At 48.8% G+C, this 21,198-nt stretch carries 18 protein-coding genes; 13 read left to right on the top strand and 5 right to left on the bottom strand.

Annotated elements, in window-relative coordinates:
* Positions 1-136 precede the first annotated feature (136 nt).
* From dapC to ACO0LI_RS12145, 7 genes are all read left to right on the top strand, one after another.
* On the top strand, positions 137-1,369 hold the full coding sequence (gene dapC / locus ACO0LI_RS12175) for a succinyldiaminopimelate transaminase (protein WP_423032767.1): 1,233 nt from the start codon (positions 137-139) through the stop codon (positions 1,367-1,369).
* 77 nt (positions 1,370-1,446) lie between these two features.
* Positions 1,447-2,274 carry a 2,3,4,5-tetrahydropyridine-2,6-dicarboxylate N-succinyltransferase gene (gene dapD / locus ACO0LI_RS12170; protein WP_110253528.1) on the top strand — a complete coding sequence of 276 codons (828 nt, stop codon included), beginning with the start codon at positions 1,447-1,449 and terminating at the stop codon, positions 2,272-2,274.
* Between the two features lie 59 nt (positions 2,275-2,333).
* Positions 2,334-3,476: a PilT/PilU family type 4a pilus ATPase gene (locus ACO0LI_RS12165; protein ID WP_422949864.1), complete on the top strand. Its 1,143-nt coding sequence runs from the start codon at positions 2,334-2,336 to the stop codon at positions 3,474-3,476.
* A 3-nt stretch (positions 3,477-3,479) separates the two neighbouring features.
* Positions 3,480-3,851: an ArsC family reductase gene (locus tag ACO0LI_RS12160; protein ID WP_423032766.1), complete on the top strand. Its 372-nt coding sequence runs from the start codon at positions 3,480-3,482 to the stop codon at positions 3,849-3,851.
* Between the two features lie 2 nt (positions 3,852-3,853).
* On the top strand, positions 3,854-4,981 hold the full coding sequence (gene dapE / locus ACO0LI_RS12155; RefSeq protein ID WP_423032765.1) for a succinyl-diaminopimelate desuccinylase: 1,128 nt from the start codon (positions 3,854-3,856) through the stop codon (positions 4,979-4,981).
* A 31-nt stretch (positions 4,982-5,012) separates the two neighbouring features.
* Positions 5,013-5,915, top strand: coding sequence for a 50S ribosomal protein L3 N(5)-glutamine methyltransferase (gene prmB, locus ACO0LI_RS12150; RefSeq protein WP_423032764.1), 903 nt, complete (start codon positions 5,013-5,015; stop codon positions 5,913-5,915).
* Positions 5,916-6,023: 108 nt separating this feature from the next.
* A complete protein-coding gene (locus tag ACO0LI_RS12145) occupies positions 6,024-8,009 on the top strand; it encodes an ATP-binding cassette domain-containing protein (protein WP_422949860.1) in 1,986 nt (661 codons plus the stop codon).
* 44 nt (positions 8,010-8,053) lie between these two features.
* Here the strand turns inward: ACO0LI_RS12145 and ACO0LI_RS12140 are convergent, their stop codons facing one another.
* Positions 8,054-8,860: a zinc-dependent peptidase gene (locus tag ACO0LI_RS12140; RefSeq protein ID WP_423032763.1), complete on the bottom strand. Its 807-nt coding sequence runs from the start codon at positions 8,858-8,860 to the stop codon at positions 8,054-8,056.
* Positions 8,861-9,081: 221 nt separating this feature from the next.
* Between ACO0LI_RS12140 and ACO0LI_RS12135 the strand changes: the two genes are divergently transcribed.
* The 3 genes from ACO0LI_RS12135 (at position 9,082) to ACO0LI_RS12125 (ending at position 11,060) form a co-directional block, all read left to right on the top strand.
* Positions 9,082-9,633 carry an NUDIX hydrolase gene (locus ACO0LI_RS12135; protein WP_423032762.1) on the top strand — a complete coding sequence of 184 codons (552 nt, stop codon included), beginning with the start codon at positions 9,082-9,084 and terminating at the stop codon, positions 9,631-9,633.
* Complete coding sequence (locus tag ACO0LI_RS12130; RefSeq protein ID WP_110254221.1) at positions 9,633-9,857, top strand: DUF6500 family protein; 225 nt, start codon at positions 9,633-9,635, stop codon at positions 9,855-9,857. The genes ACO0LI_RS12135 and ACO0LI_RS12130 overlap by 1 nt, the downstream gene beginning before the upstream one ends.
* Positions 9,858-9,944: 87 nt before the next feature.
* Complete coding sequence (locus ACO0LI_RS12125) at positions 9,945-11,060, top strand: NADH:flavin oxidoreductase/NADH oxidase (protein ID WP_423032761.1); 1,116 nt, start codon at positions 9,945-9,947, stop codon at positions 11,058-11,060.
* A 54-nt stretch (positions 11,061-11,114) separates the two neighbouring features.
* Here ACO0LI_RS12125 and ACO0LI_RS12120 read toward each other — a convergent pair whose 3' ends face one another.
* The 3 genes from ACO0LI_RS12120 to ACO0LI_RS12110 all read right to left on the bottom strand — a co-directional run bounded on the left by ACO0LI_RS12120 (position 11,115) and on the right by ACO0LI_RS12110 (position 15,107).
* Complete coding sequence (locus ACO0LI_RS12120) at positions 11,115-11,585, bottom strand: DUF1870 family protein (RefSeq protein ID WP_423032760.1); 471 nt, start codon at positions 11,583-11,585, stop codon at positions 11,115-11,117.
* Positions 11,586-11,630: 45 nt separating this feature from the next.
* Positions 11,631-14,303, bottom strand: coding sequence for a polysaccharide deacetylase family protein (locus ACO0LI_RS12115; protein ID WP_423032759.1), 2,673 nt, complete (start codon positions 14,301-14,303; stop codon positions 11,631-11,633).
* Positions 14,304-14,414: 111 nt separating this feature from the next.
* Positions 14,415-15,107 carry a DNA alkylation repair protein gene (locus ACO0LI_RS12110; protein ID WP_423032758.1) on the bottom strand — a complete coding sequence of 231 codons (693 nt, stop codon included), beginning with the start codon at positions 15,105-15,107 and terminating at the stop codon, positions 14,415-14,417.
* A gap of 185 nt (positions 15,108-15,292) precedes the next feature.
* Between ACO0LI_RS12110 and ACO0LI_RS12105 the strand changes: the two genes are divergently transcribed.
* The 3 genes from ACO0LI_RS12105 to ACO0LI_RS12095 are packed head-to-tail and all read left to right on the top strand — an operon-like array spanning position 15,293 to position 19,218.
* On the top strand, positions 15,293-17,383 hold the full coding sequence (locus tag ACO0LI_RS12105; protein ID WP_423032757.1) for a ferritin-like domain-containing protein: 2,091 nt from the start codon (positions 15,293-15,295) through the stop codon (positions 17,381-17,383).
* Between the two features lie 27 nt (positions 17,384-17,410).
* A complete protein-coding gene (locus ACO0LI_RS12100; protein ID WP_423032756.1) occupies positions 17,411-18,331 on the top strand; it encodes a DUF692 domain-containing protein in 921 nt (306 codons plus the stop codon).
* Positions 18,328-19,218, top strand: coding sequence for a DNA-binding domain-containing protein (locus ACO0LI_RS12095; RefSeq protein WP_423032755.1), 891 nt, complete (start codon positions 18,328-18,330; stop codon positions 19,216-19,218). Before ACO0LI_RS12100 ends, ACO0LI_RS12095 begins: the two co-directional genes overlap by 4 nt.
* 25 nt (positions 19,219-19,243) lie before the next feature.
* Here the strand turns inward: ACO0LI_RS12095 and ACO0LI_RS12090 are convergent, their stop codons facing one another.
* Complete coding sequence (locus ACO0LI_RS12090; RefSeq protein WP_423032754.1) at positions 19,244-21,187, bottom strand: SPFH domain-containing protein; 1,944 nt, start codon at positions 21,185-21,187, stop codon at positions 19,244-19,246.
* Positions 21,188-21,198: the final 11 nt, after the last annotated feature.

Here is a 21,198-nt window from a genome sequence, read left to right as displayed (position 1 = left end):
CAAGTACAGGTGAAAGCCTTTCTCTATAGAATCCTCAGGACGCTATAATACGGATTGCAATTAAAAAGCAGCAAATTCAAGCAGACCAGAGAAATAAGCTAAAAAAGCCTGTTTAGCGTCGACAACAATTCGAAAAATGACATTTAATCCCTATCTCAGTAAGTTGCAGCCGTATCCGTTCGAGAAACTGAAGCGCCTGTTTGCCGATGTTGTGCCAAATTCCAAATTTCCAGCCATCAGTCTGGGCATAGGCGAACCCAAGCACCCTACTCCCGCTTTGATCAAGGATGCCATTGTCGACAATATGGCAGGCTTGGCCAGTTACCCATCGACTGCTGGCTCTGATGCCTTGCGCAACTCCATTTCGGCGTGGCTGGGGCGCCGCTACAATATACCGCCGCTGGATGCAGCAACTCAAATTTTGCCTGTCATCGGTTCACGCGAAGCTTTGTTCGCCCTGGCACAAACCGTTATAGACCCCAGCGCCTGCAAAAATGGACCACCATTAGTGGTATGCCCTAACCCTTTTTATCAGATTTATGAAGGCGCAGCCTATCTGGCCGGGGCTGAGCCCTATTTTGCCAATGCTGACCCGGACCGCAATTTCGCACCTGACTACAAGAGCATCCCTGAATCAGTCTGGCAGCGCGTACAACTGCTGTATATCTGTTCACCGGGCAACCCCACTGGCGCAGTATTGAATCTGGATGACTGGAAAGAGTTATTTGCCCTTTCAGACCGTTATGGTTTTGTTATTGCTGCAGATGAATGCTATTCCGAGATTTATTTCAAGGCCGAAGCACCGCTGGGCAGCTTGCAAGCCGCACGGGGACTGGGCCGGAACGATTATCAACGCCTGATTACCCTGTCCAGCCTGTCAAAACGCTCGAATGTACCTGGCATGCGTTCTGGTTTCGTCGCGGGCGATGCGGAAATTATCAAGAAATTCCTGCTGTACCGGACTTATCATGGCAGTGCCATGAGTCCCAACATACAGGCTGCCTCAGTCGTGGCATGGAATGACGAAATGCATGTACAAGAAAATCGCGACAAGTACATACGCAAATTTGCCCAGATCACACCGATTTTGCAAGAAGTGCTGGACGTGAAACTGCCTGATGCTGCCTTTTACTTGTGGGCAAAAATTCCTGACGCTATGGGTTTGTCGGATACAGAATTCGCCCGTCGCCTGTACGAGGAATATAATGTGACAGTTCTGCCCGGCAGTTATCTGGCGCGAGAGGCCCATGGCATCAACCCTGGGCAAAACCGTATACGCATGGCTTTGGTGGCTGAGCCCGAAGAATGCCTGGAAGCAGCACAAAGGATAGTCAGCTTTTGCAAGAATTTTACTCCGGCAGCAGTCTGATACTGCAGCCAAACAGCAACCAGACACAAGATTATTTCGGTTTTTATTTTTTACAATTTCATTTGAAGACACTCAACATGACTCAACAATTACAGCAAATCATTGATCAAGCCTGGGAAGACCGCACAAATTTCTCGCCAAAATCTGCCCCTGCAGAAATCCGCGAAGCAGTTGCCCATGTATTGAGCGAACTTGATGCCGGCACCTTGCGCGTTGCGCAAAAGATTGAAGGTAGCTGGCAAGTCAATCAATGGATCAAAAAAGCTGTATTGCTGTCTTTCCGCCTGGAAGACAATATCACTATGCCTTCTGGCGAGCACATGCAGTTCTTCGACAAAGTGCCAACCAAGTTCGCCAATTACACGGCTGAAGACTTCGTCAAAGGCGGCTTCCGCGTAGTACCACCTGCAGTTGCACGTCGTGGCAGCTTTATCGCAAAAAACGTGGTGTTGATGCCTTCTTATGTCAATATCGGTGCTTATGTCGATGAAGGCGCGATGGTTGATACCTGGGCGACAGTCGGTTCTTGCGCGCAAATTGGTAAAAACGTGCATTTGTCCGGCGGCGTTGGCATAGGTGGCGTACTGGAACCTATGCAAGCCAACCCAACCATCATTGAAGACAATTGCTTCATCGGTGCACGTTCAGAAATCGTAGAAGGCGTGATCGTTGAAGAAAATTCCGTGATTTCCATGGGCGTGTATATCGGCCAATCCACCAAGATTTATGACCGCGCGACAGGTGAAGTCAGCTATGGCCGCGTACCGTCAGGCTCTGTCGTAGTTTCTGGCAATTTGCCGTCTGCTGATGGCAAATACAGCCTGTATTGTGCAGTGATCGTGAAACGTGTCGATGCACAGACACGCTCCAAAACCAGTATCAATGAATTGTTGCGCGGCGCTTAAGCACTTTTGCGTTTTTTTGTATTTTTATTTTAATAATTAGCTCAGCTTAGGGACACATCATGGCAGCGATGGAGAGGTTATTTCAATTGATGAAGGAAAAACATGCATCTGACATGTTTTTCGCGATGAATTCGCCCATACACTTGAAAATCAATGGCAATCTGCTCCCTATCAATCAGCAGAAAATGGATCAGGCAAACATCCTGTCGCTGCTCAGCGAGGTAGTAGAACCTGAACATATGGAGCAACTGGAAGCTGAAAACGAGCTTAATGTCGGTATCGGCGCTGCTGGCATAGGCCGCTTCCGTCTTTCGGCGTTCCGTCAGCGTGGCTCTATCTCTGCTGTGTTCCGTTATGTGCCCGGTGATATTCCCAAGCTCGACACCTTGCATCTGCCGCCAGTACTGGCTGAGCTGATTATGGAAAAACGTGGTTTGATCTTGCTGGTCGGCTCTACCGGCTCAGGCAAATCAACCACGATTGCATCCATGCTGGATCACAGGAATGAAGTCAAGACTGGTCATATCCTGACACTGGAAGACCCGATAGAATTTCTGTTCCGCAGTAAAAAATCCATCGTCAACCAGCGTGAAATTGGTAGCGATTCTGAAAGTCTGAAAACTGCGCTGAAGAACTCATTGCGTCAGGCACCTGATTGCATCCTGATTGGTGAGATCCGCGATCTCGAAACCATGATGGCAGCGATTGCCTATGCACAGTCCGGCCATCTGGTATTGGCGACCCTGCATGCGAATAATAGTTATCAAGCTTTGAACCGTATCATCAGTTTCTTCCCCATGGAAACACGCAGTGCATTGTTGCTGGATTTGTCGTCTTCCATACGCGCGATTATCTCGCAACGCCTGATACGCGCTATAGACGGTGGTCGTGCACCGGCGGTCGAAATCATGCTTAATACCCGTTATGTGGCAGAGTTGATAGAACAAGGCGATATCTTCCAGATCAAGGAGGCGATCGAGAAAAGTTTGTCACCTGGTTCGCAAACATTTGAGCGCGCCCTCATGCATTTGATACGTGAAGGCCTGATCACGCAGGAGGAAGGCCTGGCCAATTCTGATTCTGCCAATAACCTGTTATGGCTGCTGAACAATGAAGCATCCACTGCCGTAGCAGCAAAGCCAGAACCAGAACCAGAAACCAAAGAAGAAGCTTCTTTCACAGAATTTACCCTGAACGTATAAAGTATGATGCGAAGCATTACCCTGTTTGGCATTCCAAACTGTGACACCGTTAAAAAAGCCCGTACCTGGTTGCAAGAGCAGGAACTGGCTTTTGAATTCCATGATTTCAAAAAACAAGGCCTGGACCGTGCCGCCATACAAACTTGGCTGGAGCATCAAGGTCTGGATGTACTGATCAACCGCAAAGGCACAACCTGGCGTGCGCTCAGCGATGCAGAAAAAGCCTCTGCCGAAGATACAGAACAGGCCATCGCACTCATGCTGGATAAACCATCTGTGATCAAACGCCCGGTATTGCTGATCAATAACGACGGCAAATCGCAAGTGAATGTCGGTTTCTCAGTGCCACAGTATCAGTCCATTTTTCATAAGTAAACATGAGTAAAACACTAGCCCTGACCGAACAGCTGATTGCGCTGGATTCGGTCACACCTGAAGATAAAGGCTGTCAAAACACTTTGATCGCCCTGCTGGAACCTCTGGGTTTTCAGTGCGAAACCATACAGTCTGGCGATGTGACCAATCTGTGGGCCAGACGTGGTCAGGCCCAGCCTTTACTGGTGTTTGCTGGTCATACTGACGTCGTACCTACTGGCCCCGTTACACAATGGCAGTCTGCTCCATTTATACCTACTCACAGAGATGGCAAGCTGTATGGTCGTGGTGCGGCTGATATGAAAACTTCGATTGCCGCTTTTGTGGTGGCAACAGAAGAATTCGTCGCTGCTCACCCAGATCATAAAGGCTCTATCGGCTTCCTCATTACCAGTGATGAAGAAGGCCCTGCTACGGACGGCACAGTTGTTGTCTGCGAAAAGCTCAAAGCTCGTGGCGAACAGCTTGATTACTGCATCGTTGGCGAACCAACATCCGTAGATAAACTGGGTGACACCATCAAGAATGGCCGTCGCGGCACCATGTCAGGCAAGCTGATCGTCAAAGGTGTACAAGGCCATATCGCCTATCCGCAACTGGCAAAAAACCCAATTCATCTGGCCGCCCCTGCCATGGCTGAACTGGTGGCTGAAGTCTGGGATGAAGGCAATGAGTATTACCTGCCTACTTCCTGGCAAATGTCGAATATTCATGCCGGCACAGGTGCTTCTAACGTGATACCTGGCGAAGCGGTTATCGATTTCAATTTCCGTTTTTCCACCGCCAGTACAGCTGAGGGCTTGCAGCAACGTGTGCATGCCATACTAGACAAACATGGCCTGGAATATGAGTTGAAGTGGACAGTGGGTGGCCATCCTTTCCTGACACCCAAAGGCAGCCTCAGCGACGCACTGGGTGATGCGATACGTGCTGAAACTGGTATAGAAACTGAACTCTCCACTACCGGTGGTACATCTGACGGCCGCTTCATCGCCAAGATCTGCCCACAAGTGGTTGAATTTGGCCCACCAAATGCCAGCATCCATAAAATTGACGAACATATAGAGCTGCAATACATAGACCCGCTCAAGAACATTTATCGCCGCACTCTGGAAAACCTGCTGACCTGATCAGCTTACCACTGGCCGATATGGAAACAATATGACTACACCCGCTACTACCTTTCTGACCCTGCGCGATCTGTTGCGCTATGCTGTCACCCGTTTCAACAAAGAAAAGCTGTTCTTTGGCCATGGCAGCGCCAATGCCCTGGATGAAGCAGCCTATTTGCTGCTGCATACCCTGCACCTGCCACTCGACAAGATAGAACCTTTTCTGGATGCGCATTTATTGCCATCAGAAATAGATGCCGTATTGCGCGTGATTGACAAACGTGCAGTCGATCGCGTGCCCGCCTCCTACATCACCAATGAAGCCTGGCTAGGCACTTATAATTTCTACGTAGATGAACGCGTCATCGTGCCGCGTTCATTCATCGCTGAACTGATCCCTGAGCATTTTTCACCATGGGTGACAGATCCAGAAGCCATCACCAACATCCTTGAACTGTGCACCGGTTCTGGCTGCCTGCCCATCATGCTGGCAGATATGTTCTCTGAGGCGCATGTGGATGCAGTCGATATTTCCAAAGATGCGCTGGAAGTGGCAAAGCGTAACGTGGCAACCTATGAATTGCAGGACCGCATTACCCTGATCGAGTCTGACCTGTACAGCAATGTGCCGGACAAGAAATATGACCTGATCATCACCAACCCACCCTATGTGAATTCCGGCTCAATGTCCAAGCTGCCCAAGGAATACACGCACGAACCACAAATTGCCCTGGCAGGTGGTGATGATGGCATGGACCTGGTACGCAAGATAGTTGCAGGCGCTGCACAACGCCTGACTGAAGATGGCTTGCTGATGGTAGAAATTGGCAATGAACGTGCCTTTGCCGAAGCCGCTTTCCCGGAACTGAACCTGACCTGGTTGAGTACCAGCGCCGGTGATGACATGGTATTTTTGATAGAGGCTGAGCAACTGAGCAATTTCACTGCATAAATCAGTGTAGTACAGTGCAATAAACATAATGAAGACGGGCAAAACCAGTTTTGCCCGTTTTTCCATTTTTTCGCATCAACAATAGTATTACCCATTAATTAAGTTTATATGATACGTCTTCAACAAGTCGTCCTGGCGCGCGGCATCAAACCATTATTTGACAGCGTCGATGTGACGCTCAATCCCGGCGACAAGATAGGCTTGATCGGCTCCAACGGCGCAGGCAAATCCAGCCTGTTTGCCATGTTGCGTGGTGAATTGCATCCTGACCAGGGCAGCATCGATTTCCCGGCCAAATGGCAGCTTGCCCACGTTGCGCAAGAAACACCACCACTGGAACGCAGCGCCATCGATTACGCAATAGATGGCGACGTTGCATTGCGCAAACTGGAGGCACAACTCGCTGAACTGGAAGCCCAACCAGAGAGCTATGAAAATGGTATTGCTATCGGCAATATGTATGGTGCTCTGGCCGATGCCGATGCCTACACCGTGCGCCCGCGTGCAGAACAATTGCTGCTGGGCCTGGGGTTCAAGATCAATGAACTGGAACAATCAGTCGCCAGTTTTTCTGGTGGCTGGCGTATGCGTCTGAACTTGGCACAGGCACTGATGTGCAAATCCGATTTGCTGCTGCTTGATGAACCAACCAATCACTTGGATCTGGATGCCATCATCTGGCTGGAAGACTGGCTCAAGCGCTATGAAGGCACACTGATCATTATTTCCCATGACCGCGACTTCCTCGACGGCGTGGTAAATGTCATCGTGCATATTGATGAGCGCAAGCTCAAGCGCTATGGTGGTAACTATTCCGGTTTTGAACGCCAGCGTGCAGCGCAACTTGAACTGGCGCAGGGCATGCTGGAGAAACAAAACCGCAAACGCGCCCATTTGCAATCCTTTATTGACCGCTTCAAGGCCAAGGCATCCAAAGCCAAACAGGCACAGAGCCGTATCAAGGCCTTGGCACGCATGGAAGAAATGGCGCCTTTGCGGGCAGCTGCCGAGTTCTCTTTTGAATTCCGCGAGCCACTGAGTGCGCCGAATCCCATGCTGGTGATGGAAGATGTGGATTGCGGCTATCGTACAGAATCAGAAACTGATCACAGTTTCACCGAGAAAAAAATCGTGGGCGATGTCAAGTTCACGCTGCAAATCGGTCAGCGCATTGGCCTCTTAGGTGTGAATGGTGCAGGTAAATCTACACTCATCAAAACCATCGTCGGCGACATCGCACCATTGAACGGTGTCATGCAAACTGGCAAGGGTTTGTCGATCGGCTACTTTGCTCAGCACCAGGTAGAAATGTTGCGCCATGACGAATCACCACTGTGGCATTTGGCCCATATCGCCCCTGATGTACGTGAGCAGGAGTTACGCAACTTCCTGGGTGGCTTCAACTTCCCTGGCACCATGGTGAGCAGCCCGATCAAACCATTCTCTGGCGGTGAAAAAGCCCGTCTGGCACTGGCAATGATAGTCTGGCAGCGCCCCAACCTCTTGCTGCTCGATGAACCAACCAACCATCTGGATCTGGAAACCCGCGAAGCCCTGACTGATGCCCTGGCGCAGTTTGAAGGCACGCTCGTCGTTGTTTCACATGACAGGCATTTGCTGCGTGCAACTACGGACCAGTTCATCATTGTTGCTGACGGCAAGCTGCAACCATTTGATGGCGATCTGGACGATTACAAAGACTGGCTGTTCAAAAACAAACTGGAAAAAGCCAACCCTGCCCTGCCAGAAAAAACCAAGGCGCAGGAAGCTGCTTTGCCACAAGCCAAACCCATCCCCGTTGTCAAGGTCGATGACAAGGAACAACGCAAACGCGATGCCGACGAACGTACACGCCTCGCCAATCTGCGCAAACCAATAGAAACACGCATCAAACGTCTTGAAGAACAGATGGCCAAGTTGAACATCAAAAAGAAAGACATTGATGCACAGTTGGAAGATGGTGATATCTATAACGATGCCAATAAGGAAAAGCTGAAGACACTGTTACTTGACCAAGCTTACGTCGTCAAGGAGTTAGGGCAGATAGAAGCTGACTGGCTGGAACAGCAGGAATTTCTGGAAGCAGTAGAATAAAGCAAAGGGGCGCATACAGCGCCCCTAGTTTTTTGATTCAAGGATTAAACCCAATCACATGGGTCAACCTGGTAATAGACCCGCAACTGTTCATACAAGGCTGGATGATATTGAGCAAGGTCGCGGCTTTTCTTGAAGAAGGCTTCAGTCACGACAGCAAAAAACTCTGCCGGATTGGTCGCACCATAAGGATCAATGACGGTAGTAATATCATTGGCTATCGCATGATGCAGTAGTGCATACTCTCTTTCCATCAACGCCGACCATGCCTTGTAAGCTGCGGCAGACTTTAAAGCTGGAGCGCCATTGGTCGTTCCCGTTTCGCTATCAAGCTGATGAGCAAATTCATGGATAACCACATCCTGCCCCCGCGCTTCATTGTCGGGATTATGCGCTGCCTGATCCCAGGCAAGGATGACACGACCATCACTCCATGATTCACCGCTCAATCCCTGATTGGTATGCGTGACGATGCCGTCGCTATTCATTTGAGTCCGGGGCGCCACGAATGCTGATGGATATACCAGGACATGCGTGAGCTGCGGATACACATCTGATTCACGATTCAGCAACAGGAGGCAAGCCTTGCCAGCAATCGTCACCCTGATTTCATCCGTGATAGTCAAGCCACCACAACCAACAAAAGTTTTTTGATAGAGAAACTGACGTATGCGCTTCTTCAACTGCATTTGCAAGTCAGTCGGCATACGCGTATAGCCAGGCAGGTTTTTGCGCAAAATTTTAGAATAATTCAAGGGAAAGGCCTGGGACAACACATGACGCAAGCGCAGCCTGGGCAAGACAACGATGCCAAGTACGAGTAAAACAATAATAAGGACTAACCATTCCATATCGACAACCTAATCAGGATTGCGAATGTGATTTGCATCTAACATTCGTTGATCAGACGCAAATGGGCGCGACGAAGTCAAACTCAATAGCAATTAATATATAAGCTCATGACCCTTGAAAATCAGCTTATCAGATCACATGGCATTAAATAATATGAATAAGATAATTTCGTGAGAAGATATGATGGATTGATTTTTCCTTCGCAAGCCTGGACCTTACTATGAAACCTTGGGAAACCTTAAGCTCAAAGATACTAATCAGCGATAACTGGTTAACACTGGCCGCAGATACATGCAAGCTCCCTAAAGGACAAATAATCGAACCTTATTATGTACTTCATGAAGCAGACTGGGTGCATGTATTTGCTCAGGCAGATGATGGCCGCATATTGACGGTAAAGCAGTTTCGTTACGGCGTAAAAAAGGTTTGCATAGAATTACCGGGTGGTGTCATTGATGAGGGTGAGACAGCTCTCCTTGCCGCACAAAGAGAATTATTGGAAGAAACAGGCTACACCGCCACTCATTGGCAATCTTTAGGAACCATGTATGCCAACCCGGCCCGTCAAACCAATACCATTCATTTGTTTTTTGCTACCGGGCTTAGTTTAAAAAATGAACAGCAACTGGATGTGTCTGAAGATATAGAATTCGACTTTCTGGCTATTCCTGAAATACAGCAAAAAATAGAAACCAATGAGTTTTCACAAGCACTGCACGTAGCCTCGTTTTACCGAGGACTGCATGCATTAACCCTGAATACGAATAAATAATGAGAAGCACTCTGAAAAAAAAGATCATCGAAGTATGCAATAACAAAATAGAGCAAAAAGGCAGCAATGTTGGCCTGTCCTTTTATGCCTTCTTTGCCAACAAAAACGATGACCCGCAATTACTGATGGAAGCTGCCACATGGTGGATTATGGAAAACAAGTTTGATCACTTCGAAAAGGCAGTCAAAATCAAGACCATCGTTGAAGCTCTGGAGGCAAGCTGAACAATTAGCAGCTCCCTGCAACAATAGAAAAGCGCAGGCATAATAAAGAAATCAAACAACTTCTTCATTCAGGCATTTCTCCAAGACATGAGCGCTCTCTTCTCCCCCATCAAGCTTGGTTCGCTAAGTTTAAAAAACCGCATCATCATTGCCCCCATGTGCCAGTACTCTGCAGAAAATGGCAAAGCGACCGACTGGCATCTTATTCATCTGGGTGGACTTGCTCTGTCAGGTGCCGGTTTATTGATACTTGAAGCCACCGCTGTAGAAGCGATAGGCCGCATTTCTCCTGGCGACCTGGGTTTATGGTCAGATGAGACTGAAGCTGCGCTGGCGAAAGTGTTGACTTCGATACGCCAGTATTCTGCCATACCCATTGCGATACAGCTCGGCCATGCTGGACGCAAAGCCTCGAGCCAGGCACCATGGCATGGTGGTCAATTAATTGCACCGGAAGACGGTGGCTGGCAAATGGTAGCACCATCGGCTGTGCCGCATGCGAAAGCTGAGCGTGCACCATTGGCATTGGATGATACCGGCCTTCAACGCGTGAAACAGGCTTTTGTTGATGCAGCGGTACGCGCGCACCGCTTGGGTATTGATGCAATTGAGATACATGCAGCACATGGTTATTTGCTGCATCAATTTTTATCTCCCATTTCCAATCAGCGCACAGATCAGTATGGCGGTTCGGTCGAAAACCGTTTACGGTTTCCCCTGGAAGTATTTGATGCCGTCCGGGCGGCAGTTCCCGAAGACAGCATGGCAGTTGGCCTGCGCTTGTCAGCAACAGACTGGGTGGACGGTGGTCTGGATATCTCGCAAAGCAAACTCTTTGTCCAGCAATTGCAGGAGCGTGGCTGTGACTTTATCCATGTTTCCAGCGGCGGGGTTTCACCTGCCCAGAAAATCCCGCTGGGGCCTGGTTATCAGGTTCATCTGGCAGAAGAAATCAAACAGCATTGCAGCATACCGGTCATTGCCGTGGGCCTGATCACGGATGCTCATCAGGCAGAAGAAATTATTACTGCCGGCAAAGCCGACGCCATTGCCATCGCCCGTGGCATTTTGTATGACCCGCATTGGCCCTGGCATGCAGCGGCGCAATTAGGCGCGACAGTGGATGCGCCAAAGCAGTACTGGCGCTCTCAACCGCGTGATCAGAAAAACCTGTTTGGTGATACCCGCATAGGGCAAAGATAAACAAGAAGTAGGTGACGTCACAAAGCTGGGGCAATGCAGCTTTGTGATGCGTGATCAGGCGCTTACCTGCTCTTCTGCCCATTGATTACGCATAGAGTCACTATCCGGGCGTCGGCCCAGCCAGGCTTCATAGGCGCCTGTATCAAACTGTACAACGTTGCAGTTTTCTACCGAGATCAGATGCGCAACCACAGACTGCTGTGGCCTCCACATGATCGATTCACGATATGGCAAAGTGCACCAATCCTCAAAGCTGTCATACCAGACTAATGCTACTGGTTTTTTGCTGACTCCGGGCGGCATTTGCTGGTAGTAGGTTTTTATCGCTGCCTGCGTATCTGTAATTGCCTTCTTGCGACACACCATGAGGTAATTAATCATGGATATCACATCTTGCGGTATCTTTTGCGCACCTGCTTCCCAGTTACTCCAGGTGCGTACTGAGACACCACCAATCAATTCTGCCGCTTCATGCTGGCTGAAATGCAGCAGACTGCGCATTGCCTTCAAACTTACACCATTCATATTTATTTTTTACTCAAAATTTAATTGCTGCTAATGAATAAAACCTCAGTTCAATTTTTTTAGCGCTTCTTTGACATAATTGGCATTCGAACTATTTGGTGATAATTCCAGAAAGCTTGTATAAGCTTTTTTGGCTTTCTCATTCTCATTCAATAACGCCCTGGCATCACCCAGGTTCAGGTAAGCAATTGAGCGGGAAGGATCAATCTGCAAAGTATTTTCAAACCAGCGCGCTGCCTCTGCATATTTTTGCTGTTTGAAATAGACAAAACCAAGGTTGTTTGCCGCCAGACCAAAGTCAGGTCTGTATTTCAGAGCCTCAGTAAATGCAGCTTCTGCCTGAGCATATTGCTTCTCTTTATATAATTGTAGCCCATGGTCATTGGCTCTTTGTGCCAGTTGCCTTGATGAGCCATCTACCATTTTAGGTGCAGCAATTTTTTGTTCGCCACCATTGAGGTTCTTGATGACGATGGGCGTGTCACTACCTGCTTTGCTCACCGCACCATCAAGCTTGTTGTTGAGAGCAATGGCATCAGCTGATAGCTGGTTGGTTTTGGCATTCAAAAATTCGCCTTCACCACGTATTTCAAAAACAAACTCCCCGCCTTCAGAGCCTGGCAAACTGCCAAATGCAGGCGTTTGTTGCGATACGCTTGATACCGCAGGCGCAATATAGGCTGCCAACTCTGTCGCGGTGATCATGCCATCACCATTCATGTCGGCCTTGCCACTCAGTGCCTGTAGCAAGGTCCAGGTAAAGACAGAATGACCATTAGGTCCGCCGTCAGCAACCAGTTGATCGGCACCACCTGCCGTCAGCATCTGGCGTCCCAAGCGCTTGCTATTTTCACGCAGGAATGCGCTGGTGCCACCACCACGCGTCAGCCCCAGCCCGCTATAACAGGCATCCATAACAAACAAAATATGTTTGGCATTGAGGCTCTCGGCAATGTTCTGCAAATCTGTCATGGGAATGGCATCGACAGACAATTGCTCAGGGTCAGAATCAACGGGGATGATATAACCCAGGTTACGGCCAGAACTCAGCTTCCTGGTTGCACCATGGCCTGCAAAGAAGACGAAGACCCTGTCATCTTTTTTCAATTGCCCATGCCCCAGTTTTTCATGGAACAAGGCCAGGATATTATTGCGGGTCGCATCGGCATTGGTCAGTGTCAATACCTTGTCATTGGCGAAACCCATACGATTGATCAGGGTGTCGCGGATAGCATTGGCATCCTGCACTGCATATTGCAGCTTGGGCCATTTTGCATAGTCGTTGATACCAATGACGATAGCCCAGCTATTTTGATAATCGGTACTGATACTGACTTTTTCTGGCGTAGGCTTGCCACCCTTGGCAATTTTGAAGTCCGTGCCATCCCATGATGCAAAGCTATAGCCATCAGCAATCAGTTTATCGAGTACCAGCGGCAAGGCCTTAACCGTGCGTTCGTGGATATCGTGGAAGAGGATAATGCCGCGTTGCTCTTTCTCCAAAGTGCCAAGTACACGTCCGGCAATCGAATTAGGCACAGGATCAGCCCAATCCAGCGAATCAATATTCCACATGACTGAACGCAAGCCCAGTTTGTGCAGGATTTGCATGCCTTCTTTATTCTTTGCACCATAAGGGAAGCGGAACAAGGATGAACGTGCAGGGTCTATCGCCTTCAGCAATTTATCTGTCTGCTCAATTTCTGCAGTCAGATTATTGCCGCTTTGCTTGGACAGCAAAGCGTGGCTGAAACTATGATTAGCCAGCACATGGCCTGCACTCAATAGTTTCTTGCTGGTTGCAGCATTTTTATTCAGCGATTCCTTGCCCTGTGCATCAACACTTCCGACGTTCTTACCCACCTGGAAGAACACGCCTGGCACATTGTATTGCTTGAGTATCGCTGCAATTTCATCGGTATAGGTAGCGTGTGGGCCGTCGTCGAAAGTCAACACGACGGTTTTTGGTGGCAAGCCCTGACCGAAAATTTCCTTGTCCTTTTCGTCGGCTGCTTCCGGTTTTTCCGGGTAAGGCAGGATGAAGCCATAATCCTTGAGGATTTGTTCGCGGTTATACAGCTTGCGCAGTTTGGCGATGTAGTCATCCCAGCGCTCACGCTTCAGTTCTATGGAGCGGGATTCAAAACGCGAGAAAATTTCTTTAAGTTCTTTGTCGTATTCTTTTTCGATTTCACTGAGTGCATTCAAGTCGTCAGTAACGCGCTTGTGCAGCTTGATAGCTGGCAGCGTTTGTTCTGTCGCTATCAATGTTTGCATCTTCAGCAAAACTTCGCGGAATGCGAGACGGTCTGCATCGTATAAATCTTCACCAGATTCTATATAGGTCAGGATGGTGTCAAAGCTGGCTTCGCGCTTGGCATTGCTGAGTGACTTCAATTTACTGAAAAAAGCGTCCAGATCATTGAGCCTGACCAGATTCTCATGGAACAAAGCCTGCCCTACCCGGTTCGCCTCATTGCGCTCTTTGGGATTAAGTTTTTTCTCATCGGCCAGCAAGATGATGATTTTGCGATAAGCAACCAACAAGCCATTCAGGTCTTCTGGCAATTTGGCTGGATCAAATGCATCTTTTTGCTCAAGCTGGGAGATTGCCGCTTTGCTCTCTGGAGACTGATTAGATTTTTGTACGACAAAATAAGAGGCGACAGTCACGCCGATGACGGCGATGGCAGACAAGATAAGTTTTTGAGGTTTCATCAGGAAAAATACAGACTGGCAATTAACAAACAAGCGATATCATATTGCAAATGCCATGCAGCATGGTTGCTTAATGTGCTGCTGCGGAAGGAACTACACAATTTTTTTAAACTATTTTCCTAATTTCTCCAGGTTTTTAGCAGCTTCGCGGTAGGTCAGCCCAGAAAACAGGCTCTGATTTTCTTGCAAAAAGTCTCGTATGGCAGCGGGATCATGCCAGGCATAGTCACGCAAGGCCCAGCCTATCGCTTTACGGATGAAAAACTCTTTTTCATCTGCCAGCGCCAGGGCATAGGTAAATAATCCGTTCACGTCGGTCTGTTCGCGCCAGCCTAACTGATGCAATAAGGCGATGCGCCTTACCCAAAAATCGGGATGCCCAAGCGCTTTGTCCATGCCAGCTTGCATATTCCGGCTCGCCGTCAAATTTTGCTGCAATACGTCGCCGACGATACCGGCCAGACCATCGACAGTATCCCACCAGGATTTTTGCTGTACCAATACGAGCAAGGCTGGCACATCTTCCAAACGTAAGCGCCGGTAATGCCTGGCCAGGATATCCACTGCCAGATACTGATATTCGCGCTGTTCACAGTCCCACAAGGCATTTGCGATCTGTAAAAGTTCATCCGCATCAACCGTTTTCAATTGCCGGATAATATCTACACACGTCTTGCGCCTTTCAGGTGCGGGAATACCCAGAAATTCAAAACGATTTTTCATATAGGCACGCATGGCCTGTGCCCTTACCGGGTTTGCAAGCGACGATAAGCTAAGCTGAGATTGACTGATAATTTCTTTCATACCGATTGCTCCAAAAGTTGTGAAGATGCCGCAAAAAAACAAACCTTCTTAAAAGAATAGGTGCACTCAAATACTTTCAAGCACATATTCTTTTATGTTAAAGTCATTGCGTTTTGTTCATTTTTTACTGCCGCATTTCGTCTGCACATCCCCCAATCATATCAAGCCAGCGCAGGAGTCGTCTCATGTTCGCAGCCATACCTGAAGCACCGCAGCACGCCATCAAGAATCGTCCCCTGTCAGAATTAAACACCGATGTAGCCGCCGTAAGAGCCGTTGCTCAGGCGACTGTCAGCGTAGAATTGTTTACGATACCGTTGTACATGAATTCCATGTATTCGATCTACGGCACGCATCAGATCAATTCCAAGGGTAACAATTATTATAAAGGCCGCCAATGGCCAGGAATGGCGACCACGGCAGACGCCAGTACAGCTAATGAGCGTGCCTTCAATGTCATCTTCAGCGTATTCATACAGGAAATGCTGCATTTGCAGATGGCAGCGAATATCGCCACGGCGATTGGTGTCAGTCCCAGTTTTACTGAAAATTCAGGTCTGCAAAACAGTGAGCGTGGCTGGATTTGCTACGGTCCGGACACACACAAAATACCCTGCATAGTTGATCTCAGAGATACCAATAGTTACAAGGATGTCAGGGTCAATCTAGAGTCGCTGAATAACAACCAGATAGAACTGTTTTTGGCAATCGAGCAGCCAGAAAAGCAGGCTCGCGAAGAATTGCGCCACAACGCCGACAAGTATTTCCCGGATATACCTTTGGCGAACTGGACTCCGGACAAGGGCTTTGCTGACTTGCCACTGTTCGGCACCATTGGCTATATGTATGAATGCTATGCCAAATACATCAGCATGGAATATACGGATGGCCAGACACTGTGGCAAAAACTGTTTGATAACAATGCGGTGCAAAAAGACATGTTCAATGTCCACAGCACACCTAAACAGCCAAACGAAAGTCACCCCAAAAAAGAATATCCGCAATTTGATACTTTGTTTGGCCCCGAAGATCTTGATGGCGGGATGGCAGGTTCGCAAAACAAGGCCATCGACATGATGTGCGCGATTACTGATCAGGGTGAAGGTAATTCTGCAGGGATCAAACACTACCGCCGCACTCAATTACTGCGTGCCGTACAGCCTGATTATCGCGAATCGGATGAAGGCTTGATCGCTGATTATCCTGCGTATGACGGAGATGGCAATAAGGCGGCATCCAGGGATGCTGCGGCACGCTTCCACAGTGCAGCATTTGATCACTATGAGCGCTTCCAGGATATCCGCAAGGAGATGGAACATCCTGGTGAGACCGCCGCTGATCATTTGCTGACCTGGGAGCAATGGCATGCAGTTGCAGGCAATCACTGGACAGCTGCCATGCTGACCAATAAGGAATATGATGCGGCGTCAGCGCCACAAAATATCCCTACACCTGATGACGTTGCCGGTGCACTGAATCGCCTGAAAAGCGAAGGCGCAAAAACCGTACAGATGTTAAGCAGCGTATCTGCAGGCGCCATTTATGGTATTACCTCGGTACTGGACGAGTACTGGGCAAACAAGGAAACGAACTTCCCCTATCCATCCATGGTTGGGTCAGGCGACCGCATGTCGATTTGCTGGGCGATCACAGGTTGTTCACCAGATTTGTCAGTCAGTGTTCCGCTGCCAGACAAGAATATTTTGTACCACTCTTGCCAGGGACTGGATTTCAACGCCAACAAGGTAACGGAATCAGAAGAAGCAAATAATCAATGTGCTGCAATTGCGGTTTATCATAGTTGCCGTGGTTCAAACGGTTGCAAGGCCCAGGGTGGTTGTGGTTTTGCCCAGATAGATATGGTTGTTAAGCCGGAAAAAGAAGCGGAAAAAGAAGCAGACAAAGAAGCGCTTGTAGCCGCAACTCCAGACCGTGGTTCGCATGGTATTTGCGGCGCTCCTCCAGGACCGCCGCCCACAGGCACCTTATATAGCGCAGCTAGCGACAACCGCTGTAAAACCTATGGTGGCTGTGCCGTGCCCATCTCTGCATCGCAACTGTTCCCTGCAAGCGGCACAATGAATTTGTATACTTTTGATGATGCGCCACCACATGCAGAGCATCTATTGAACAAGAACATCAAATTCAAGCAAGGTGACAGTGTGTTTGACACGGCCTGGGCGGCCTACAGCACGGTGATGACGACCCGCCACAAAAACCCTGGGGAAATGCCCAAGCCAAATGATTTGCGCCTGGCTTTGCCTCCTTCAACCTGATGATTAAGCATGCCTGAGCAGTACACTATGCACACTTTGCAGCCACGTCTGGGCCTGCCCAACCTGGGCCTGGGCGTTGGTCTGCGCAATACGCACTTTGAGCACATACTTGAACACGGAGCCGGAGTAGCCTGGTTTGAAGTGATTACAGAAAACTTCATTGATAACCATGGTTATGCACGCCACGTTCTGGAACGCATAGCGCAAACCTGTCCCATTGTCATGCATGGTGTTTCGCTGTCGATAGGTAGTACAGATGGCCTGGATTTCAACTATCTAAAAAAGCTCAGGCAACTGGCAAAGGAATTACAACCAGTTTGGGTATCTGATCATTTGTGCTGGACAGGCGCAGCAGCAATGAATACCCATGATCTGCTGCCACTACCCTTGAATGAGGCCACGCTAGCGCATGTAGCTGAACGAGTACGCATAGTGCAGGATTTTCTGGAACGTCCACTGATTATAGAAAACCCCAGTACCTACGTAGAATTTGAACAGTCAAACATGGCGGAGGATGAATTTCTAAGTCGGTTAACCGAAAAAACCGGTTGTGGGCTACTGCTGGATGTCAATAATGTCTATGTGTCTGCCTACAATCACGGCTTTGATGCTGAACGTTATATACGCAACCTGCCTGCGAACCGCATCGTGCAAATTCATCTGGCGGGACCAAGTCATCATGGCGACTATATGATAGATACGCATGATCAGCCTGTGCCAACTCCGGTCTGGCATTTGTATGCACTGGCGCAGACATTGACGGGTGGTGTTTCCACGCTACTGGAATGGGATGCCAATATCCCGGCTTACCCAGATTTACTGGCAGAACTGTACAAGGCACAATTGGTCATGACTGGTCATTTTCCAGAGATGAAAATCAATGCTGCATCGGGCACAAGCATTTCTACGCCTGTGCATTTTCAACTGGAAGAACTCAGCACTTCATGAGCCAGTCTGCACCTGATCCGTCGCTATCGCAATTGCAGCACTGGTTTTTAACGGTAATGACTGCGCCTGGTGGCCTTGCGAGAGGCTTGTCGCTGGCGCAGGAGCATCTGGGGCTGGAAGAATCAAGCGTAATCAAGATCACGCCGGGCAAGCAATCGCGCATGCATATTTATGCCCATGGCTATATCCTGCGTTTGCAGGAATGCCTGCAAGCTGATTTCCCGGTTCTACATCGTTTGATGGGCGATGAATTGTTTAATTTTTTTGCCCACAACTATATCTGGCGACATCCTTCCCGTGCGCCGTCTTTGTATGATTTAGGTGCTGGTTTTGCCAGTTTCCTGCTGCAGAGTCAACCGAAAAATACAGATGAATTAAAGACTGGCGAAGCAGACCTGCTATTGCAGTTTCCGGTAGAGATAGCAAGAATGGAACGGGCATTTACCGAGGTAATACGGGCACCTGGACTGGAGAATAATCGTAAAATCAAAACCCACAATGCGTTTGACTTGCTGATGGGTTCACATGCAGACATCCATATCCCGGCCTGTGTACGGCTACTGAAAACCAGCTTTCCTTTACTGGCGTACTGGGAACAGGCCAAACATGCGCCTGCCGACCAGGATTTACCAGCACCGCCAGATCCAGAAACCAGTTACATCGCATTTACCCGACAGAATTACCGTGTGCAATTGGTCCCCCTGCTTCCATGGCAATATTATTTTTTACAAGCTGCTTGCAACAATCCGGATATACATGAGTGCGCAGTAAAGTCAGCACAAGAAACCGGTCTGGATATTAAAGCACTACTGGCAGATATTTGTCTGTGGCAGCCACAAGCCCAAGCGCTTGGCCTACTGACGACAGAAGAAGTGGCTTTGACCTGATCAAAGCCACTTCTGAAATGCAAAATTAACCGGCATTTATAATTGCTGTCCTGCCCTCCCCTTTATTCAGCAAGTCTTTTGCAGCCAGTGCCAGAAAAGCATCGACGGCAGAGCTGCTGCCATTGCCACCAGTCTGTATGCTGGGCACCATGGCGATGTGGCCTTTTTCTATCGCTTCAGCAAAGCGCAGCAAGACTGTTTGCTGGAATTGCAGTTCTGGACCACCGTAGGCTTCTACGTTCAATTCAGTCGCTTTCGCCTGCGCCTCACCTATCTGCTGGATTTGGTAAGCCTCAGCATTGGCAAGGGTACGTTTTGCATCTGCCGCACCAGAAGCAACCTGACGCGCTTCTTCCGCCGCCTTGATTGCTTTTTGGACGGCAGCACTACCGTGATTTTCTGCAATCTTGACGGCCAGTTCTGATTCGGTAATGGAAGTTTGCTGTTTTGCGCGGGCTTCTGCTTCGCGCAAAATACGTTCTTGTACTGCCGCAGTTTCCTTGGTTTTATAGGTTTCCAGTTGCTCTCTTGATACCTGGCGCTCACGCAATTGCTTCAGGATAACTTCAATCTGGGTATCACCATTTTTAGCGCGCGGCGTGCCTATCAAGACTTCATTCAGGGTCAGGTTATAGCCTTCAAAATTCTTGCGCATTTCTGCTTTTGCACGCTCTTGTATGTCTGAACGTTCCTGCAGCAATTCGATCAGTGTCTTGCCCTGGCCTATGTTCTTGAAATACGCAGCCACCATCGGATCCAGGGTTTGCTCTACCAATTTCTGGATGTCACCAAATCTTTGTATGACCAGCGGTGCCATTTTGTAGTCGATATTAACGACAACTGACAGGGGCAGATCTGGCTCGAACGCATCTTTGGTAATCAATGACACTTCGCTCAAATGTTTGTCGAGTTCATGTGACCCCACCTGACCGGACTGCCATTTCAAGATGAAGTTGGTTGTTGGCACATCAATGACACGTTTTGCATAGGGGTTCAGCGCATATTTGCCTGGTAACAGTGGAGATACTTGTACACCTTTTTCATCACTACTGACCAGTTCGCCGTGGCGGTATGCGTCCCCTGTCACATCATTCCCTGCCTTACCGGTGTAAGACACGACAACGCCGACATAGCCAACCGGCACTACGCGTTTCTCTACTATTTCATAGCTGGCAAAACGTGCGTTCAGATAATAAGTACCTTCCACCAGCACCTGCAACTGACGACCTTTGTAACCACCAGCTTCGATAAACACCTCAGGATTTTGGAAGTCATGATGATAGTTGCGACCTTCATGCGGATCAGCGCCCACCACCGGGGCAACGATAGTACCCTCGGGCAAAGACTGTCCTTCATGCGTGGTGATGACTGCCAGTTTATCGTCACGTATCACCAAGGGCAGGAAACCATTACGTGTGCGCAGTTCATCAAGCATTTCTGCCAGTTGGCCAACCACAATACCATCGTTACTGATATTGCCATCACCAGGCAAAGGCAAGGCATAGACACGCTCAGCAGTCAGCACCACAAATTGTGCCAGGTTGATCGCGTAAGTACCTTCACGCAGTATCTTGCGTTGCAAACCTTTTTGACCAGCATTGGTCAGGAAGCTGCGGACATCGGTAAAGTCATTGGCCTCCTTATTGCAAGCCAGGTTTTGTGTGGGTGCCATGGCTTGCCCATCGCGGGCAAATACATAAGCCAGAGTACCTTGCTGTATGGTCACCAGATCATGCCTATGTATGGAATATTGAAACGGGAAAAACATATGGAAGCCACCACGCAAGACTTCAGGCTGGAAACCAGCCTCGCCATTCAGTGCAATAAACCCATGCTGGACAGAACCACTGGCTGACCATTTCTTTTCAACGATACCGATTTTTTCATTCGAGATATATACGAGCACATTACTGCTATACAACAGCAAAATAAGAACAACAACGATGCTTGCCAAAATAATTTCAAACATACTTAGCCTCT

Source organism: Undibacterium sp. Tian12W, from assembly GCF_049339405.1.
Taxonomy (GTDB): Bacteria; Pseudomonadota; Gammaproteobacteria; order Burkholderiales; family Burkholderiaceae_D; genus Undibacterium.
This window is presented reverse-complemented; position numbering and strand designations above follow the sequence as displayed.